Annotated in this window: 13 protein-coding genes; 6 read left to right on the forward strand and 7 right to left on the reverse strand. The window is 68.9% G+C overall.

Translation table 11 applies throughout. From position 1 onward, the window contains the following. Positions 1-13 precede the first annotated feature (13 nt). Positions 14-1,081 (forward strand): sensor histidine kinase, encoded by a 1,068-nt coding sequence (locus Uis4E_RS01720; protein ID WP_101621674.1) that lies wholly within the window; start codon positions 14-16, stop codon positions 1,079-1,081. Here the strand turns inward: Uis4E_RS01720 and Uis4E_RS01725 are convergent. Both Uis4E_RS01725 and Uis4E_RS01730 read right to left on the reverse strand, forming a co-directional pair. Beyond that, a complete protein-coding gene (locus tag Uis4E_RS01725) occupies positions 1,050-1,781 on the reverse strand; it encodes a ComF family protein (protein ID WP_243394268.1) in 732 nt (243 codons plus the stop codon). The genes Uis4E_RS01720 and Uis4E_RS01725 overlap by 32 nt on opposite strands. Before the next feature lie 6 nt (positions 1,782-1,787). Further along, the gene (locus Uis4E_RS01730; RefSeq protein WP_101621552.1) at positions 1,788-2,600 is read right to left on the reverse strand and encodes an HAD-IIB family hydrolase; all 813 of its coding nucleotides are present in this window, start codon (positions 2,598-2,600) and stop codon (positions 1,788-1,790) included. Between the two features lie 111 nt (positions 2,601-2,711). Between Uis4E_RS01730 and Uis4E_RS01735 the strand changes: the two genes are divergently transcribed. Next, on the forward strand, positions 2,712-3,140 hold the full coding sequence (locus Uis4E_RS01735; protein ID WP_101621553.1) for a metallopeptidase family protein: 429 nt from the start codon (positions 2,712-2,714) through the stop codon (positions 3,138-3,140). A gap of 24 nt (positions 3,141-3,164) precedes the next feature. On the opposite strand, the gene Uis4E_RS01740 is transcribed toward Uis4E_RS01735, so the two are convergent. Genes Uis4E_RS01740 through Uis4E_RS01750 form a run of 3 tightly spaced genes read right to left on the reverse strand, consistent with a single transcriptional unit; the run spans position 3,165 to position 8,121 of the window. Further along, positions 3,165-4,676: a DUF5719 family protein gene (locus Uis4E_RS01740; protein WP_133125374.1), complete on the reverse strand. Its 1,512-nt coding sequence runs from the start codon at positions 4,674-4,676 to the stop codon at positions 3,165-3,167. Beyond that, complete coding sequence (locus Uis4E_RS01745; RefSeq protein WP_101621557.1) at positions 4,673-7,795, reverse strand: glycosyltransferase family 2 protein; 3,123 nt, start codon at positions 7,793-7,795, stop codon at positions 4,673-4,675. The genes Uis4E_RS01740 and Uis4E_RS01745 overlap by 4 nt, the downstream gene beginning before the upstream one ends. A gap of 23 nt (positions 7,796-7,818) precedes the next feature. Beyond that, positions 7,819-8,121 (reverse strand): WhiB family transcriptional regulator, encoded by a 303-nt coding sequence (locus Uis4E_RS01750; RefSeq protein ID WP_034526568.1) that lies wholly within the window; start codon positions 8,119-8,121, stop codon positions 7,819-7,821. A gap of 243 nt (positions 8,122-8,364) precedes the next feature. Here Uis4E_RS01750 and Uis4E_RS01755 point away from each other — a divergent pair, with 243 nt between their 5' ends. From Uis4E_RS01755 to Uis4E_RS01770, 4 genes are all read left to right on the forward strand, one after another. Beyond that, positions 8,365-9,810, forward strand: a complete 1,446-nt coding sequence (locus tag Uis4E_RS01755) for an LCP family protein (RefSeq protein ID WP_243394269.1) — start codon at positions 8,365-8,367, stop codon at positions 9,808-9,810. A 284-nt stretch (positions 9,811-10,094) separates the two neighbouring features. Further along, positions 10,095-11,531: an LCP family protein gene (locus tag Uis4E_RS01760; protein ID WP_423734902.1), complete on the forward strand. Its 1,437-nt coding sequence runs from the start codon at positions 10,095-10,097 to the stop codon at positions 11,529-11,531. Between the two features lie 242 nt (positions 11,532-11,773). Then, positions 11,774-13,552 (forward strand): FtsK/SpoIIIE domain-containing protein, encoded by a 1,779-nt coding sequence (locus Uis4E_RS01765; protein ID WP_101621563.1) that lies wholly within the window; start codon positions 11,774-11,776, stop codon positions 13,550-13,552. 137 nt (positions 13,553-13,689) lie between these two features. Next, on the forward strand, positions 13,690-13,968 hold the full coding sequence (locus Uis4E_RS01770) for a WhiB family transcriptional regulator (RefSeq protein WP_034526413.1): 279 nt from the start codon (positions 13,690-13,692) through the stop codon (positions 13,966-13,968). A 182-nt stretch (positions 13,969-14,150) separates the two neighbouring features. On the opposite strand, the gene Uis4E_RS01775 is transcribed toward Uis4E_RS01770, so the two are convergent. Then, positions 14,151-15,641 (reverse strand): sensor histidine kinase, encoded by a 1,491-nt coding sequence (locus Uis4E_RS01775; RefSeq protein WP_101621565.1) that lies wholly within the window; start codon positions 15,639-15,641, stop codon positions 14,151-14,153. Between the two features lie 37 nt (positions 15,642-15,678). Beyond that, a complete protein-coding gene (locus Uis4E_RS01780; RefSeq protein ID WP_101621567.1) occupies positions 15,679-17,082 on the reverse strand; it encodes a serine hydrolase in 1,404 nt (467 codons plus the stop codon). Between the last annotated feature and the right edge of the window lie 116 nt (positions 17,083-17,198).

A 17,198-nucleotide genomic window follows, 5' to 3' on the forward strand; every position in this document is an offset into this window, starting at 1 on the left:
ACGGATGACGCCGATGCCGAAACCCGTCGACTCCCGCCGGGCGGGCGCACGCCGCGAACGCGTGCGCCCGCTCGGCGTATTCTCCTCGCTCAAACTCGAATTGTGCGCGCTGCTCGTGTTCGCCACGGCGATCGCGTTCACGATGTGCTGGTTCCTGCTGAAATTCGGCTGGAGCGGATGGCTCGCCATGCCGGTCACCCTCGTGGTGGCGCTCGGCATCACGTATCTATTCTCGCGCGGTCTCACCGCGCGCCTGCGGCAGTTGCGCGACGCCGCCGAGGCGATGGCCGACGGCGACTACACGGTGCGCGTGCCGATGGACGAGTCCAGCCATGACGAGGTGGGCCAGCTCGCCCGTTCGTTCAACGAGATGGCCGCCGAGCTCCAGCACGCCGACCAGATGCGCCGCGACATGATCGCCAACGTGAGCCATGAGCTGCGCACGCCGGTCTCCGCGCTGCAGGCGCAGGTGGAGAACATGGCGGACGGCGTCACCGAACCGACGCCCGCGAATCTGGAGGGCATCCTCGACCAGACGCAGCGGCTGAGCGACCTCATCGCGTTCCTGCTCGATCTGAGCCGCATGGAGGCGGGCGCGGCGAGCCTCGAGATCGAACGGTTCGATTTCGGCGAGTTCCTCGACGACACGATCGAGCCGTTGGAGATCGCCGACGGCGGCCACGCGCACGACATCCGCATGCAGGTCGCCCCCGGCATCATGATGGAGGGCGATCAGGATCGTCTGCGCCAGCTGTTCACCAACATCATCGGCAACGCGTTGAAGCACTCCCCCGACGGCACGAGCGTGCTCGTCGAGGTCCATGAGGACGAGACGCACGGCACGGTGGTGACGAACGTCGTGAACTTCGGCTCGCAGATCGCCCCCGAGGCGCGTTCGGACATCTTCCGGCGCTTCGTCAAGGGCAAGTCCGGTCCGGGCACCGAATCGGGCGGCACGGGCCTCGGCCTGTCGATCGCGCGTTGGGCGGCCCAGCTGCACGGCGGCGACGTGCGCGTCGTCGACGACATGCGCGGCGCCGATTTCGAAATCACGTTGCCGAAGCGTCATACCGCGGCGTAGCCGCGAGCGCGAGACAGGCGACGACCCGCGCGCCAGCCGTCCGCAGCGCGGCCGCGCAGGCGCGCATCGTCGCGCCGGAGGTGACGATGTCGTCGACGAGTATGACGCGTCGACCCCGTACCAGCGATGGCCGCGTCACGACGATGCCGCTGCCTCCCACACGGGCGGCGCGGCCGGCGCGCCCCTTCATCTCCACGGATCTGCCACCCGTGGTGTGCGACGCCAGCGCCTCCTCCGCGCGCGCTGGCACGCCCCGCGCACGGCATGCCGCGGCGATGGCGCGTGCCAGCGGCCGCATGTGCCTGCGCCCGCGACGCCGTGACGACCGTTGCGACGACGGCGCCGGAACGATGAGCGTCACGTCCCGGTCTCCGATGCGGCGGGCGTCGCCTTCCCCGCCGATGACGCCCTCCACCGGCATCCGGTCCGCGAGCGCGCATAGCGCCTGGGAGAACGGGCGGTCACATTCCTCGTCGCCATGATCCTTCCACGCGAGGATGGCCCGTCTGACCGCACCGCGATAGGTCGCGCATGCGACCACGGGCACGCCCGGCACGCATGACGGCACGATCACCGTGTCATCGAACAGGCTGCGGCATGCCGGGCAGAGCACGTCGTCCGGCATGCCGCAGCCTGCGCAACCGCGCGGCAGCACGAGTCCCATCATGGCGGGGAGCAGCGTGCCGGCGCGCATCGTCATCAGCTCCTACCGCGTGATGCCCGCGGGGAGGGGCAGGCGTTCCAGCAACCCGTCGATCAGCCGCATCGTGTCGGACGGGTCGGAGACCGATATGCCCATGGCGCCCGCCTGTGCCGCGGGATAGTCGTTGCCGCCGGGCTGCATGCGGTCGCCGACGAACGCGATGCTCCCGACGTCGATGCCGAGTTGCCGGGCGAGCTCGCGCACGGCGAACGCCTTGTCGATGCCGCGTTGCGCCACGTCGATGCTCGTGTAGCCGCCCGCATGCACCTTGAGGTCGGGCAGGTCGGCGGCGACCGCCTCGGCGAGCCGCGCCTTCACCTCGTTGGTCGGGTCGAACGCCTGCTTGGCCTCCAATGGCGCCTGCTGGCCGAGCACGGACAGGGTGATCTGGGATCCGCGGTCCTCGATGCGTTCGCCCCACACCTTCTCGAACCAGACGCCCTGCTCGCGGGCCCGGCGTTCCAGGCTTTCGCGGGCGCGTGAACGCTGGTCGTCGTCGAGATCGTGGCTGAACACCTTGGTCCATGCGCCGTCTTCCCAACGACGGTAGCAGGTGCCGGACGTGGGCATGAGGTGGAGGCGGGCGAGATCGGCGCCGGGGTCGAGTACGTCGAGGATCTGGCTGACGACGAGTCCGTAGCGTCCTCCGGTGATGACGGCCACGTCGATGCGGCGGGTGAGTTCGCTGAACCGGTGCGCCATCGCGGGGACCATGGGTTTCTTCGAGTTGGCGAGCGTGTTGTCCAGATCGAAGCCGATCAATCGCATGCGGGCGCAGAGCATGTCGAGATCCCAGTCGTCCCACGGTCTGATCATCGTCGTCTCCTGTCCGTCGCATGCGGCGATCGCATGCGCACTATCCTAGCCGCCATGCCTGTGCCGGCCGCGTCCTCGCGGTTGCCGCCGGCATGGCCTACAGTGGGTGCCATGCTTGAAGCCCCTTGGAATGAACGAGTATACCGCAATCGTCATGGACGTGGCATGCGTACGCCGATGTTCGGCACACGTCTGCCACGGTACCGCACCCGTTCGGGCATGTTCGACGATCTGGTGGCCGCGCATATCCGCCGTCTGGCCGAGGCGTGGCCCCAACTGGTCAAGCCGGTGCAGTTCGCGGTGGAGGACGTGCCGCCTTCCGACCCGGCGCCGTGGGAGGCGGAGCCGAGCGTCAACTCACGCCTGTTCCCGCCCGAGCATGGCATGCCGGCGCGCATCGTGCTCTACCGCATGCCGTTGCAGTCGCATACGCGCGGCCGGGACGATCTCCAGTGGGCGATCCGCGACGAACTCGTCATCCGTCTGGGCGAACTGTACGGCCGTCGGCCGGAGGAGCTCGACCCGGACTTCGAATGGTGAGGCCCGGTCGGCCCTATCCCTCCGTCAGCGCACGATCGACGAATCGGGAACGGCCCTGACGATCTCCTCGCGCACCGCGAGCGTGGTGGGCGCGACCGCGGACAGGCCCGCGGTCTTCGACGCGTCGAGACCGCCGCCGGTGATGCGCGCACCCCAGGAGACCGTCTTGTTCTCGTCGGATACGACGGCCGCGACGCCCTCGCCCTTCACGGTGGTCGCGTCATGCGCGTTGACGGTCACGTCGCGCTCGTCGCCGGCCTTGCCGGACCCGTCCATGAACGTGAGCTTCACGGTCGCATCCTCGTCGCCGGCGTTGATGAACGTGAGCGTCGTGTCGACGCCGTCGGCGATCGCCATGCCGGAGGAGACCGCGGGCTGCGCGGCCTGCAGCAGCGCGAAGTCCTCCTGGCCGCCGGAGCCGGAGCGCGTCGCCTTGGCGGAGGCCACGAAGGCGTGGTCGCCGCCGGAGACGATGACGCCGCGCGCGCCCTTGGGAGCCTTGCCCAGATCGATGACGGCGACGCGGTCGGCCTTCACCTGCTCCTTGCGGATGTCCTTCGTGCCGTTGTCGGTGGCCCAGGAGAGGGACGCCTCCCCAGCCTGCCCGCCGTACAGGTAGAGTCTGACGGCGTCGCCTTCGGCGACGCCGGGAATGACGTTCGTCACGGTGGCGTCGCCCGTCGGCATCGCGAAGTCGGATCCCTTGGGCGTCAGTCCGCTGCTCGACGTGGTGCGCACGACGGCGCCCACCGGCGCGGCTCCGCTGTCGACGGTGACGTAGAGGCCGTCCTGCCCGGATGCCGCGGCGGACAGGTCGACGACGGTTTCGCTTTCGGCGGCGACGGTGGCGCTGCCCGCGGTGGACAGGCTCATCCTGCCGGCGTCCTTGCTGCCGACCACGGTGACGGACACGGTAGTCGCCTTCGACGAGGGGTTGGCGAGCACCAGCTGCTGGCGGGTGCCGGTCGCCGTGGAGGTCAGCAGGAACGACTGGCTCATCGCCGGGGTGACGCAGGTGGCGGCGGCGATGCCCCGCAGGTCGCCGTCGGAGGCGTGCGACACGGTGACGCCGGCATGTCCGGAACCGTCGCCCGCCTTGAGCAGGTTCGTGTCGAGCAGCCGGGAGTAGTCGCCGTCGTCCCGAAGCACCATGGCGTCACGGCTGACCGCATCGGTCGGGGCCTTGAGCGCCGCGGTCTTCGCGCCGCCGGTCAGATCCAGCGGCGAGGACGCGGAGGCGTAGACGGATCCGAACGCGGCGAGCGCCGTGGACGTGGCGATGTCGCCGTCGGAGGCACGGTATTCGCTGTCGCCCCAGTCGGTGGAGTCGGGCAGCTGCATGCGGGCCGGGCAGTAGGCTTCGAGCTTCTCCTGCACGATGCGGTGCGAGGATCCGAGCGTGCCGGATGCGCCGTCGACCATCAGATCGGGCATGCGAACGACCGCCAGCAGCGCGAACGCCGCGAGAAGCAGCACACTGGTGACGACCGCGACGATGATGCGCAGCACGCGCATCGGGGTTCCCTGCCGGTTCATGCCTTCACGACCTCCTGTCCGGATTCGGCCTGTGCGCCCTGCTCGTCCTCTTCGAGCCGTTCTCCCCGACGCCGCCGAGGTATGGCGACCAGTACGTACAGCAGGCTCGTCACACCGAGCGCGGCCAGCCACGCGTAGCGCCACGGGCTGTGCTCCATGGCCTGTTCCCCCTTGGCGTCGACGCCGATGCCCGTGCCTTCGGCCGCGGTCAGGCGATAGTAGGTGCCGTCGTTCGAGGTGACGACCGACTGGGTGCCGTCGGATGCGGTGATGTTCGTGGCGAGCTGGTCGGAACCGGACTGGCCGGAAACGACGAACACGCCGCCGAATCCGAGCCTGACGAGTTCGGCGATGGCCGCGTCGTCGCTGTTCGACAGGAGCCTCGCGGACAGTCCGCCGATGGCGGTGTCCGTGGCGTTCTCCTGTCCGGCCGCCTGACGCGCCCGCCATGCGGGCGACGAATCGACCAGGTCGCCGGTCGAGGTGTCCATCACCGCGTAGGAGACGTTGGAGCGTGATTCCGCGTCGAGCGCGAGAATGCGCTGGCCGGGCTGTCCCTCAAGCATGTCCATGGCGACCATCGGCAGACCGGAGCCGGCGACGCGTACCGAGCCGGCGACGTGACGGGCCGTGGAGAACCCGGTCCATGCGACGACGCCGACGGACAGGGCGACGCACAGGAACACGCGTCCGACGGCGATCGCGACGCGGCGTCCCGACGGATGTTCCCCGCCGGCGGCACCGGGAGCGCGCAACGCGATGAACCGGCGCACCGCGCCTCCCGCCATCAGGCACACGCACGACAGGGCGCCGAGCATCGCGAACACGAGACCGGGCAGCACGGAGCCTCCGACGGCGCCGTCGGCATCCAGCGCGACGGCGACGCGGGCCGAGCCGAGGCTCAACGCGCCGCCGGCCACGATCGTCACCCACATCATGCGGGAGGCGCGCAGGGCGAACGGCAGGACCAGCGAGACGACGGCGAGCACGGTCACGGCGAGCAGCATGCACAGCGTGGCGATGCCGAAGCCCGAGGTCCAGAACCGGCCGAAGCCTGCGGATTCGTCGAAGCCGAACGCCCGGACGACCACCTCGGTGAGGTTGAGCGCCGCGGGCCTGCCGTCGACGGCCGACGACGGGACCGTCATGTCGCCGAACAGCTGACGCCATTCGCCGCGCGAGGCGTAGCGCACGCACGCGACGAGCGTGGGCGCGGCGAGCAGCGCCGCGGGCAACGGCATGAGCAGCAGCATCGCGCGGTGACGCGGCACGAACAGCAGGAACACGAGGAACGTGACGACGAGCGGCAGCAGCAGCTGCGGTTCGGCGGCGACCACCGGCATATAGCACAGGGCCGCCGCGGCCGAGGACTGCACCGAGGGGCGGGGGCGGATCGGATCCTCCGTATGGTAGAGCCCCACGGCGCGGAACGTGAACGCGAACGCCGCCGGAAGGAACACCATCACGGTGAGCATCGGCAGATCGGCCGCCGAATACAGTCCGAGCGCGAGTCCGAGCGACGCCCACAGCAGGCCGGAGATCACACGCACCGCGTCGGAACGGGTGAATACGCCGGCCAACGCCCAGAAGGAGAGCGCGGCGAGCGGCGCGGCGAGGAAGAACATGACGCTCGTCGCGGCGGCCACATGCCCGCCGGTGAGCAACGAGACGAGCAGCAGGACCCACAGCCATGGGGCGGGCGGGGCGGCGACGCCGACGCCCCACGTCCACTGGGTGGTGGCCGCGACGGCCAGTTGGGCGAGCGAGGCGTTGGTCGGCAGCCACTGCGCGGAGGTCAGCGACGAGCCGGACATGGCCGCGCGGAACAGCGACCAGTCGAGCGCCAGCACCGCGACGAAGGCCGCCACAGCCATCGCGGCCGCGAGCCCCCAACGCCGGAGCGCACGCATGCGCAGATGGGAACGGACCAGAGGACCGAGCAGTACGGTGCCCCGCTGGTCGGCGAGGGCGCGGCACCGTTCGCGCCACTGTGCGAGCTGCTCGCGCGAGGCGGTGAGCAGGGCGAGACGCCGCTTGTCCACCTTCGTCTGGCGCGCGACGGTCCTGCGGGCGCGCATCGCCCCCGGCAGGGAGGCGAGCGCACGCCATGGCATGCACAGTTCGCACCACGCCTCATACGGCTGCTTGGCGACGAGACGCGCCAGCGCGAGGCCGACGGCGGCGACCAGCGACCACAGCCACACGAGCGGCCAGCGGAGCATGGCGATGTCCGTGTACCGGTAGTGCCGCCACGCGGACAGCACGCGCATGGCGGGATTGACGGCGTCCTCCTCGTCGACGCCCTCGCCCTCCCGGGTGCGCACGCCCTCGAAACGGGCGCGGCGATGGGCGATGCCGGCTCGCGGCACGACGACCACGCGGCCGCCACCCCGGCAGATCCTGCGGCACAGGTCGACGCCTTCGGCGTAGGTGGTGAACCATCCGTTCAGGCCGCCGAACGCGCGGTACGTCTCCATCGGGACGAGCGCGCCCGCCATCGACACGGCGAAGACGTCGGCGCGGGAATCGTACTGCTCCTGATCGGGTTCGCCGTCGACGACCAGCGTGTTGACGGCGTGGCCGGCCGCATAAGCGCCGACGCCGTGCAGACGCGTCCCCTCCCAGTCGAGCTGCTTGCCTCCGAGCAGGGAGGCTCCCGGCGAGTTGCGCCACGCCTCGACGAGATGCTCCAGGCAACGCTCGTCGGCGGGGCGGGAGTCGTCGTGCAGCAGCCACAGGGCGCGTGTGGTCGCGTCCAGCCGCGCATAGTCCAGCGCCTTGGCGACGGCGTCGCCGAACGACGACGCGCCTTGCGCGCGGACGAGACGCACGTCGACGGACACCTTGCGCGGCTCGTGGCCCAGCATCGGGTCGGATGGCGTCACCGTCACATCGAACGAGGTCCGCAGCGGCTGCGCCGTGCCGCCGGTGCAGTCGGCGATGACGATGACGCCGGGCAGCACGGTCTGTCCGAACAGGGCGGCGAGCGTGGCGGGGAGGAAACGGAGATCCTCCTCGACGGCCACGACCGCGGCGATGCCGGATTCGACGGCCCTCGCGTGCGAATACGGACGGGCGGCCAATGCGTCGGCCAGAACCCGGCGCACGCCGCCCGTCATGGTGGAAGTTCGTTCGTTGTCAGTCACGCCTGCTCCTTGCGTGTTTTCTTGTACCGTCGGCGTTCCCTCTCGCTCATGCCGCCCCAGATGCCGAACCGTTCGTCATGGTCGATGGCCCATTCCAGACATTGCTGGCGCACCTCGCATTGCGCGCATACGCGCTTGGCGTCACGCGTCGAGCCGCCCTTCTCCGGGAAGAACGCCTCGGGGTCGGTCTGCGAGCACAGCGCCTTGCGCTGCCATGACACGTCGCCGTCCGGCGAGAACAACCCCCACAGCAGTTCCTCCAGCGGCTCGTCGGCGGAGTCCTCGGCAATGCCCCACATGCGCATGACCTCCCTTGCCTGACTCGAGCCTGTTCCTTCGTGTTAGATTACACACATGCGCTTCGTCTTTTGTCAAGTGGAGCCGTGTCAATGCCACACTTCGGACGCGGACTGTGGTATATGGAGCGTTTTCGCCGGATTCCGGCGGCCCGGATGCACTCCGCCATCGGCCTCCTGAGGTGTTTTCGTCCGCCTGCCGTACAATCGAAAGGATTTTTGTCTCCGACAGGAAGGTTTGCGTCCGTGAGCTCGAAGAGATCCGGTGCCGATGTCCCCAACGTCAACGGCTGGGGCGACTACTCCCCCCGCCACAGCGTGGCGTTCCGCGTACAGCACAGGCTGCGCAACACCGTGATCTGCGCGGTGGCGGCCGTGCTCGTGTTCGCCGGCACCGCGGCGGGGGCGACCCTGCTGGACATCAACGGCACGATCGCCGATCAGGCCGTCGACGTCATCCAGCAGAACGGCAAGTCCGCCTCCACGCAGGTCGTCGACCCGAACGCCGGCAAGTCGCTGGAGATCCTCATCCTCGGGCAGGACACGCGCGACGGCGACAACAGCGCCATCGGCGGCTCCGGCGACGATCTGGAAGGCACGCATAACGCGGACACGACGATGGTCATGCAGATCTCCGCGGACCGCAAGTACATCAACCTCGTCTCCATCCCCCGCGACTCGCTCGTAGACGCCCCGAGCTGCGAGACCTCGAACGGCACGGTGGGCGCCCAGTACAACGTGATGTTCAACTCGATCTTCGCCTCCGGCTACAGCCAGGGCGGCGACCTCGCCTCGGCGGCCAGCTGCACGATGAACGCGGTGAACTCGCTGACCGGGCTCAACATCCAGAACTTCATCGTCGTGGACTTCAACGGTCTGAAGAACATGATCGACGCGGTCAACGGCGTGGACCTGTGCATCCCCGCGGACATCTCCGACGACTACACCGGCACGTACCTGAACAAGGGCTGGCAGCATCTCGACGGCACCGCCGCCACCCAGTACGCCCGTCTGCGCCACGGCGCCGGCGACGGCTCCGACGTGCAGCGCACCACCCGCCAGCAGTATCTCGTCAAGCAGCTGCTCAACGAGGCGCTGCAGAAGAACCTGCTCACCCAGTCCGGACAGCTGTACCAGCTCGCCAAGGCCGCGCTCAAGTCGCTCAACATCTCCAAGGGATTGGCGAACACGACCACGCTCGCCGGCCTCGCCATGAGCCTCAAGGATCTCAACGTCTCGAACTTCTACACGCGCACCGTGCCGGTGGTCGCCGCGCCGAGCGACCCGAACCGCGTGGTGTGGGGCGATGACGCCGACACCCTGTGGGCGAAGATGCGCAACGGCGAGCCGTTCGTGGCGCAGTCCACGGATTCCGGTTCCACGGGCTCCAACCAGACCGGACAGTCCGATGCCACGCAGTCCGATCAGAACGGCGGCTCCGACCAGACCTCGACCGACCAGGGTGCCACGGACCAGTCCACGACCGGCCAGCAGGGCTCCGACCAGTCCCAGACCGGCAACACGAAGATCGCCGACGGCGTCGAACAGGACGCCTCCGGCCAGTACATCGACACGGCCACCGGCGGCGTGATTGACACGGAGACCGGCATCATCAAGGACGCGGCCAGCGGCCAGGTGATCGGCATCTCCGAAGCCTTCCTCAACAACGTGGCCTGCCCCGCCAAGCAGTAGGCCGCGGACGGACGCGACGGTTTCCGCTGGAAGGCCCGCGACGCGGATGCGCGTCACGGGCCTTCCGCATGTGCCGGAAATGAGAAAATAACGGGCACCCGTCCCGTCCCGACACCACGATGTGCAACAGTGACATAGGTTCAGACAACGTATCCGATCGACAGGCATGGGGAGGCGGCATGACGCAGGAAGACGAGGAATCACGCTCTCAGGGGATTCCTCCGAGCTTCATCCCCGCCGGATCCCGACGTCGTCCCGCGGCGGAAGCCGCTCCGGCCCGCACCATGCAGCCCACGCCGGCCGCATCGCCTGCGCCCGTGTCTTCGGCCGTACCGCCGAGCTTCACCCCGACCCCGTCACGCGCCGAGGCGCGTCACGCCCGTACGAGGCAGTCGTCGCAACCGGCCCCCGCCTCGTTCGCACCGCGTTCCGGTGCATCGTCCTCGGCTCCGCACATCTCGAGGTCCACGGCCGCATCAGCCCAGTCGGCCCGTTCCTCATCCGCGCCGCGATCGGCGTCATCGGCTTCGGCCGCCCCGCATGTCCGGAATGAGGCACCCCGCAGCTTCTCCCCCGCGCCGGCACGCGCCGCCCGACGGTCGACGGGTTCCAGCAACGTCGCAGGCCCGCATCGTCCCGACGACCGCATGGCACGCGCGACGAGGACGGATCGTCCGCACGGCGCCCCTGTCGCGAACACGCGACGCGATGCCGCCGCCCGCGACGGACTGCAGCATGCGGGGCGAGGGCATGCGCTGCGCACCCTGCGCCATCGCGCCCCGCACATCATCCTCGGCACGCTCGCCGTGCTGCTCGTCGCGCTCGTGCTCGCCGTGTTCGGCGCATGGCATTGGGTGGACTCCCGCCTCAACAAGGAGGGCGGCTGGCTCACCTCCGCCGCGAACACGTCGGCGGAGACATGGCTGATCCTCGGCTCCGACGAACGCGACGGAACGGCCGGAGGCAGCGCCGACGACACGCCCGGCTTCCGCACGGACACGATCCTCGTGCTCACCAAGCCGAAGAACGGCCCCAGCTCGCTCGTCTCCATCCCCCGCGATTCGCTCACCCAGGTGGACGGCACCTACATGAAGATCAACGCGGTCGCGCAGCTCAGCGGCAACCAGGCGCTCGTCGGCACCGTGGAGCAGATCACCGGGCAGAAAATCGACCACATCGCCAAGATCAAGTTCGGCGGGCTCACGACCGTGGTCGACGCGGCCGGAGGCGTGAACCTGTGCTACGACGATACGGTGCAGGACCCCTATTCCGGACTGGACTGGCAGGCCGGATGCCATGTGGCGGACGGCACGACGGCGCTCGCGTTCTCCCGCATGCGCTATTCGGACGCGAACGGCGACTTCGGCCGCGCCCAACGCCAACGTCAGGTGATCTCGGCGATCGTCTCGAAGGTCTCCTCCAAGGAGGTGCTGGGCAATCCGGCGAAGGCGATGAAGGTGGCGGACGCCGGTCTCGCGGCCGTGACCTTCGATTCGAAGACCTCCACCGCCACCCTGATCGACATGGCGCTGGCGTTCAAGGACGCCACCGGGTCCAAGGGCGTCACCGGCAGCGTCTACTGGTCCGACCCCGATTATCAGGTCGATGGCGTCGGCTCCTCGGTGCTGCTCGACGACACGAAGAACACGGAGCTGTTCTCCGAACTCGCTGCGGGCACGCACAAGGCGGGTACCGTCGGCACGCTCGCCGAGAACAGCTGATGTCCGGCGGTGCGGGACATGCCTTCGGCCGCCTCGCCCCGCCCGTACGACCGATCATCGGAGCCCTTCCGAATTGTGAAGATTCGTGAGGGCTCCGACCACATTCCCCACGCCGTTTGCGTCCGCATGCGCCGTCCGTCCACACTGGTCGCATGACACGCAGGTCACGATCATCAGCACGCCGACGCGGAAACGGCGACCGCCGCCGCGACGATCCGTCACGCCGCGAGGAACGGCTCACCATGGTGGCGACGGCGGCGCCGCTCGTCGCGCAGGCCATCATGCTCGCCGTGCTGCTCGCGATGCGGCGCTGGCTGTTCGCCATGATGCTCGTCCCCTCGATCATCGGCTGTCTCGCCATGATGCTCGCCTCCGCGGCGCGACGACGCGGCGGCCGCGCCGGTGACGACGACATCGCGCGGGACGAGGCGGCGCGCCGCGAGGCCATCGACGACGGCACACGGCTCGACCTGATCGACGCGACGCCGTTGGAGGGACTGTTGTCGCTGCGACCGAGCGACGACGACCTGCCGTGGCGCACGATCGCACGCCGGTGGCTGGAACCCGCCTCGCTGGACGTGCCGGTCGGCATGCATGCGGACGGCGTGTTCCGGCTCGACCTGAGGCGACAGGGGCCGCATGCACTGGTCGCGGGCACCACGGGATCGGGCAAATCGGTGCTGTTGCAGAGTTGGTGCCTCGCCCTGGCCTGCCGCAACGCGCCGGACGATCTGCGGTTCGTGTTCCTCGATTTCAAGGGAGGCACCGCGTTCCGTGCGTTGGAACGGCTCCCCCACTGCGTCGGCAACGTCTGCGATCTCGACCTGCGGCACGCCACGCGCGCCCTCAACGCCATCGAGGCCGAGCTGAAACGACGCGAACGGCTCATAGCCGACGCGCACGCACAGGACGTGACCGATCTGGGTGCCATGGCGCCTCCACGCCTCGTCATCGTGGTCGACGAATTCCACGCGCTGAAGGACCAGCTGCCGGACATGGTGGACCGGCTGGTGCGCATCGCCTCGCTCGGACGTGCGCTCGGCATGCATGTGATCGCCTGCACGCAGCATCCGGCGGGCCAGGTGTCGTCCGACATGAAGGCGAACATGTCGCTCGGCATATGCCTGCGCGTGCGCGACGGCGTGCAGTCGTCGGAGCTGCTCGGTTCGACGAAGGCGGCGTACATCCCGCCGTCGCTGCCCGGCGTCGCCTACTGCAACGACGGCGCGACGGTGACCTCATGGCGTTGCGCCGCCGCACGGGACATCCCCCGGCTCGTCGACGCCGTCGACGCCGCGGCACGGTTCCACGGCTGCATCCCGCCACCCGCCCTGTTCACGGCTCCCCTGCCCCGCCGTCTGGCGTCGCTCCCCGCCACGCCCGTCTCCGGCGGCGTGCCGTTCGCCCTGCGCGACGACGGCGTGACGCTCCACGTCGCCCAACTGCCGCTCGGCCGCGGCAACATCGGCGTCATCGGCCGGCATGGACGCGGCAAGACGAACCTGCTCGACGTGATACGACGGCATGTCGCGCGCGCGACGGGCGACGACGCGCCCGCGTTGCGCCTCACCGCGCGCGAGGGGGACGGATACGTGACGACACCGCACGGCGACAGACACGACGACGGACTCCATACCGACGCCGACGCCTTCCGGACGCCCCGCACGTCTCCCGCGCCGCCGCCCGAATCGCCGCGTCTCGTCTGGATCGTCGACGACGCCGACCCCCTGTTCGACCCGTTCGGCGACGACCCGCTCTGCGCCGAACTGCGCGAGGCGTTGGCGGACCATCGCGTCACCGTGGTGTTCGCCACCGAGACCAGCAGACATGTCCGCGTACCGGAGCATTGCGCGATCCGCGTGGTGTTCCCCACCGGCGACCGGGCCACCGACCAGATGAACGGCATCCCCGGCGAGATGTGGACGTCGTTCGACCATGACGACATGGTGCTGCCCGGACGCGCCGTGCTCATCGACCATGCCAGCGCCGCCGCGGTGCAATGCGTGTCGGCCTCGGGGTGACGGCCCCGCGCGCCGACGCGCCGGGCGTGCCGGCGCGTCCCTTCATCTCTTTGGCGAAAAGTCTTGAAAATGACGTGCGAACGTGCTTAGGTATATGGAGACAGGATGTAGAGGGCTCGGACAGGAGTGTAACGACGATGAGCAGTGCTTACGATTGGCGCGCCAAGGCCGCGTGCCGCGACAAGGATCCGGAGCTGTTCTTCCCGGTGGGCAACACCGGTGCAGCCTACCAGCAGATCGAGGAGGCGAAGGCCGTGTGCCGCACCTGCAAGGTGATCGACGCATGCCTCAAGTGCGCGCTTGACACGAACCAGGATTACGGCGTGTGGGGCGGTCTGAGCGAGGACGAGCGTCGTCAGCTCAAGCGCAAGGCGATGCGTCTGCGTCGCTCGCAGGCCATGCAGATGCAGATCTGAGATTCGCGTCTTCCCCACGGTCCGCGCGTCATGGCGGAATCGCGGTTTTCCGCTTGCATATTCGCATGGAGGAGGCCCGACCCCACAAGGGGTCGGGCCTCCTCCATGTTTCGGAAGAATCTCCCGATGCCGGGTGCCGTCGCGTCACCGCCGTCACGGCACCCGGCGCGTCGTCCGCCGCGTCACTCGGCCTGCGCGGCGCGCAGCTTCATGTCGAGCACGACGCGGGTGCCGCCGCCGCGGCGCGGCTCCCAGCGCACGGTGCCGCCGAAGTCGTTCGTGACGAACGTGTTGATGATCTGCGTGCCGAGACCGGAACCGGAGGACCGCGCCATGCCGCCCTGCGCCTCCGTGTCGATGCCGGTGCCGTCGTCCTCGACGATGACGCTCAGGTTCGAGCCGGAACGTCCCACCGAGATGGTGATGTGGCCTTCCTTGCGCCCCTCGAAGCCGTGCTCGACGGAGTTCGTGATCAGCTCGGTGAGCACGAGCGACAGCGGGGTCGCGTCCTGGGCGGGCATCATGCCGAACTTGCCGACGAAGTCGATGTCGATGTGCTGGTCGCGCATCGTGGCGACATCGACGGCCATCTTGAGCAGGCTGGCGATCACCTTGTCGAAGTCGACGACCTCGTCGACGGTCTGGCTCAGTCCCTCGTGCACCATGGCGATGGTCTGCACGCGGCGCTGCGCCTCCTTGAGCTCCTTCTTGACCTCCTCCGACTTGGTCTTGCGCGCCTGGAGGCGCAGCAGGGCCGAGACGGCCTGCAGGTTGTTCTTCACGCGGTGGTGGATCTCGGAGATCGCCGCGTCCTTGGTCTGCAGCTCCTGTTCGCGGCGGCGCAGTTCGGTGACGTCGCGGCACAGGACGATGCCGCCGGTGCGCCCGTTCATGTCGTACAGGGGCAGCGAGCGCACGGACACGGCGGAACGGTCCGTGGTGATCTCGGAGTCGACGGCGGCCTTGCCGCTGAGCACGAGCGGCAGCTGTTCGTCGACCTGCTCGTTCTGCTCGCGCAGCAGGTCGGCGCCGAGCTCGCTCAGGTAATGCCCCTGCATCGTGGTGAGCAGGCCGAGACGACGGAAGCAGCTGATCGCGTTCGGCGAGGCGTAGCGGACGATGCCGTCCATCGTGAGCACGATGAAGCCGTCGGCGACGCGGGCCATGTGACGCTGGCTCATCACCGAATCGGAGTACGGGAACTGGCCGCGCGGGATCATCTCGTACAGCTGCTTGCCGGCGTTGATGCTTTCGGATTCGTAGCGGCCGTTGGATTCGCGCGTGGCCATGTTGGTCTCGCGCACGACGAGGCCGAGCGTCTTGCCGTTGTGGCGCACGGGCGCGTACACGTTGCACACGGTGGATTTGCCGACGGTCCTCAGCACGGTGGACCGGAACACGACGGCCGACTGCATGGCGGCGTCGAGTTCGCCGGTCATCGCCTCGGGCATGATGTCGCCGACGACGTCGTCGGTGCGCAGCGTCATCACGGTGGAGGGACGGCATTGTTCGGCCACGACGTAGCGGCCGTCGCCGTTCTGCATGATGAGCAGGAGGTCGGCGAAGCTCAGGTCGGCGATCACCTGCCAGTCGGCGACGAGCTGGTGCAGCCATTCCCTGTCCCTGTCGTCGAGGTCCGGCCGCGTTGCGAGTATCTGGGAGAAATCTGCCATGGCTCCCATCATACGCAACGCGCCTACCGACGCGGGACTACTGCTTGAGGCTGGAGTCGACGGAGGAGAGCACCTGGCTCATGAGCCGGGCGGCCTGCTCCTTGCCCTGGTTCTGCGTGACGACCGAGACCGCGGCCTTGTGGCCGTGCGCCTCGACGATGGCGAAGTAGTTCCACGTGTTCTGGATGCCCATGCCGCGGTGCGCGTGCACGGTCATGCCGGAGGGGATGGAGACGCCCTCGGAGGCGATGTCGACGTTCATCAGGCCGGCTCCGCCCTTCTGTTCGACGGCGGCGAGCATGCGGGCGGTGTCGGCCGAGGAGCTCTGGTTGGTGTAGCCGGCGTTGCTGGCGGCCACGTCGCCGAAGTTGCGGTTGAACGAGGTGTCGTTGTAGCCGTTGGAGCTCAGCCACGAGTTGACCGCGCTCCAGCCGCCCATGGCGGCGACCGCGTTGTTGCCGGCGTTGTTGTCCATGCCGCTCATCATCGCGTTGGCCTGCGAGGCCGCGTCGCCGCCGTGGTCCTGCGCGGCGAGGTAGACGGGCAGGTAGAGGCCGGCCGCCTCGAAGCGGGTGTGGCCCTGTTCGGTGGATGACGGCGAGCCCGACTTGGAGGATCCGGACGACGAGCCGGAGCCGATGACCATCGCGGAGACGGCCACGTCGCTGGACGAGTACTGGTCGGCGATCTTCTTCAGCTGGTCGTCGGTGATCTTCGGCGTCTTCGTCGACTTGGTCGACCCCGAGTCGGACGAGTCGCCGTCGTCATCGGAGGAGGACGAGCCGGAACCGTCGGAGGACGTGGCGCGAGGCCCCCGCGATTCCAGTACGGTCACGGTCGACCGGGCTTTGAGCTTGGCGCCGGGGTCGATGCCTTTGACGCCGATGAACACGCCTTTCTTCTCGTTCGAATACTGCTGTTCGATGGTGGTCTCGAATCCGGCGTCGCGCAGACGCTGCGCCGCCTCGTCGGCGGTGATGCCCTCGCCGCCGGAGACCGTCCACGACGTGTAGTCGGGCACGGTGGCCGACCCCCATAATCCCATCTGGTGCGTGCCGAACGCGATGCAGCCGATCACGAGCGCGACCGCGGCGACGATGGCGACGATCACGGCGGGATTGAAGCCGCGCCGCGCACCGGCCGCCGCGCCGCCGTCGCCGGCACCGGGCACCGGTTGCGGCTGGCCGGGGAATACCGGCTGCCCGGCGGCTCCCGCGCCGGCGAACACGGGCTGTCCCGTGGTCTGCGTCTCCTGCTGCATCATGGGCTGCATGGGCTGGCCGGGCTGGGATGCGTACGCGTAGGCGTCGGCGGCGGGCTGCGCCATGCCGTCGATGACGGTGGCGTCGTTCTGCTGGGGCTGGCCGCCCAGAGGCGCGCCGCATTCGGTGCAGAACGAACCGGACTCCTCCTGATGGCCGCACACCGGGCATACGATCATGACTCTCTCTCCCTCATCCATGCGGCAGGCGTCGACCATGCCGCGTTCACCCGTGGCCCGCGTCCGCGACGCGGCCCGTGGAACAACGCTCCCCATGGTAGTCGCGGATATGGGAT

The sequence above is a fragment of the Bifidobacterium parmae genome (genome assembly GCF_002860365.1).
Lineage (GTDB): Bacteria > Actinomycetota > Actinomycetes > Actinomycetales > Bifidobacteriaceae > Bifidobacterium > Bifidobacterium parmae.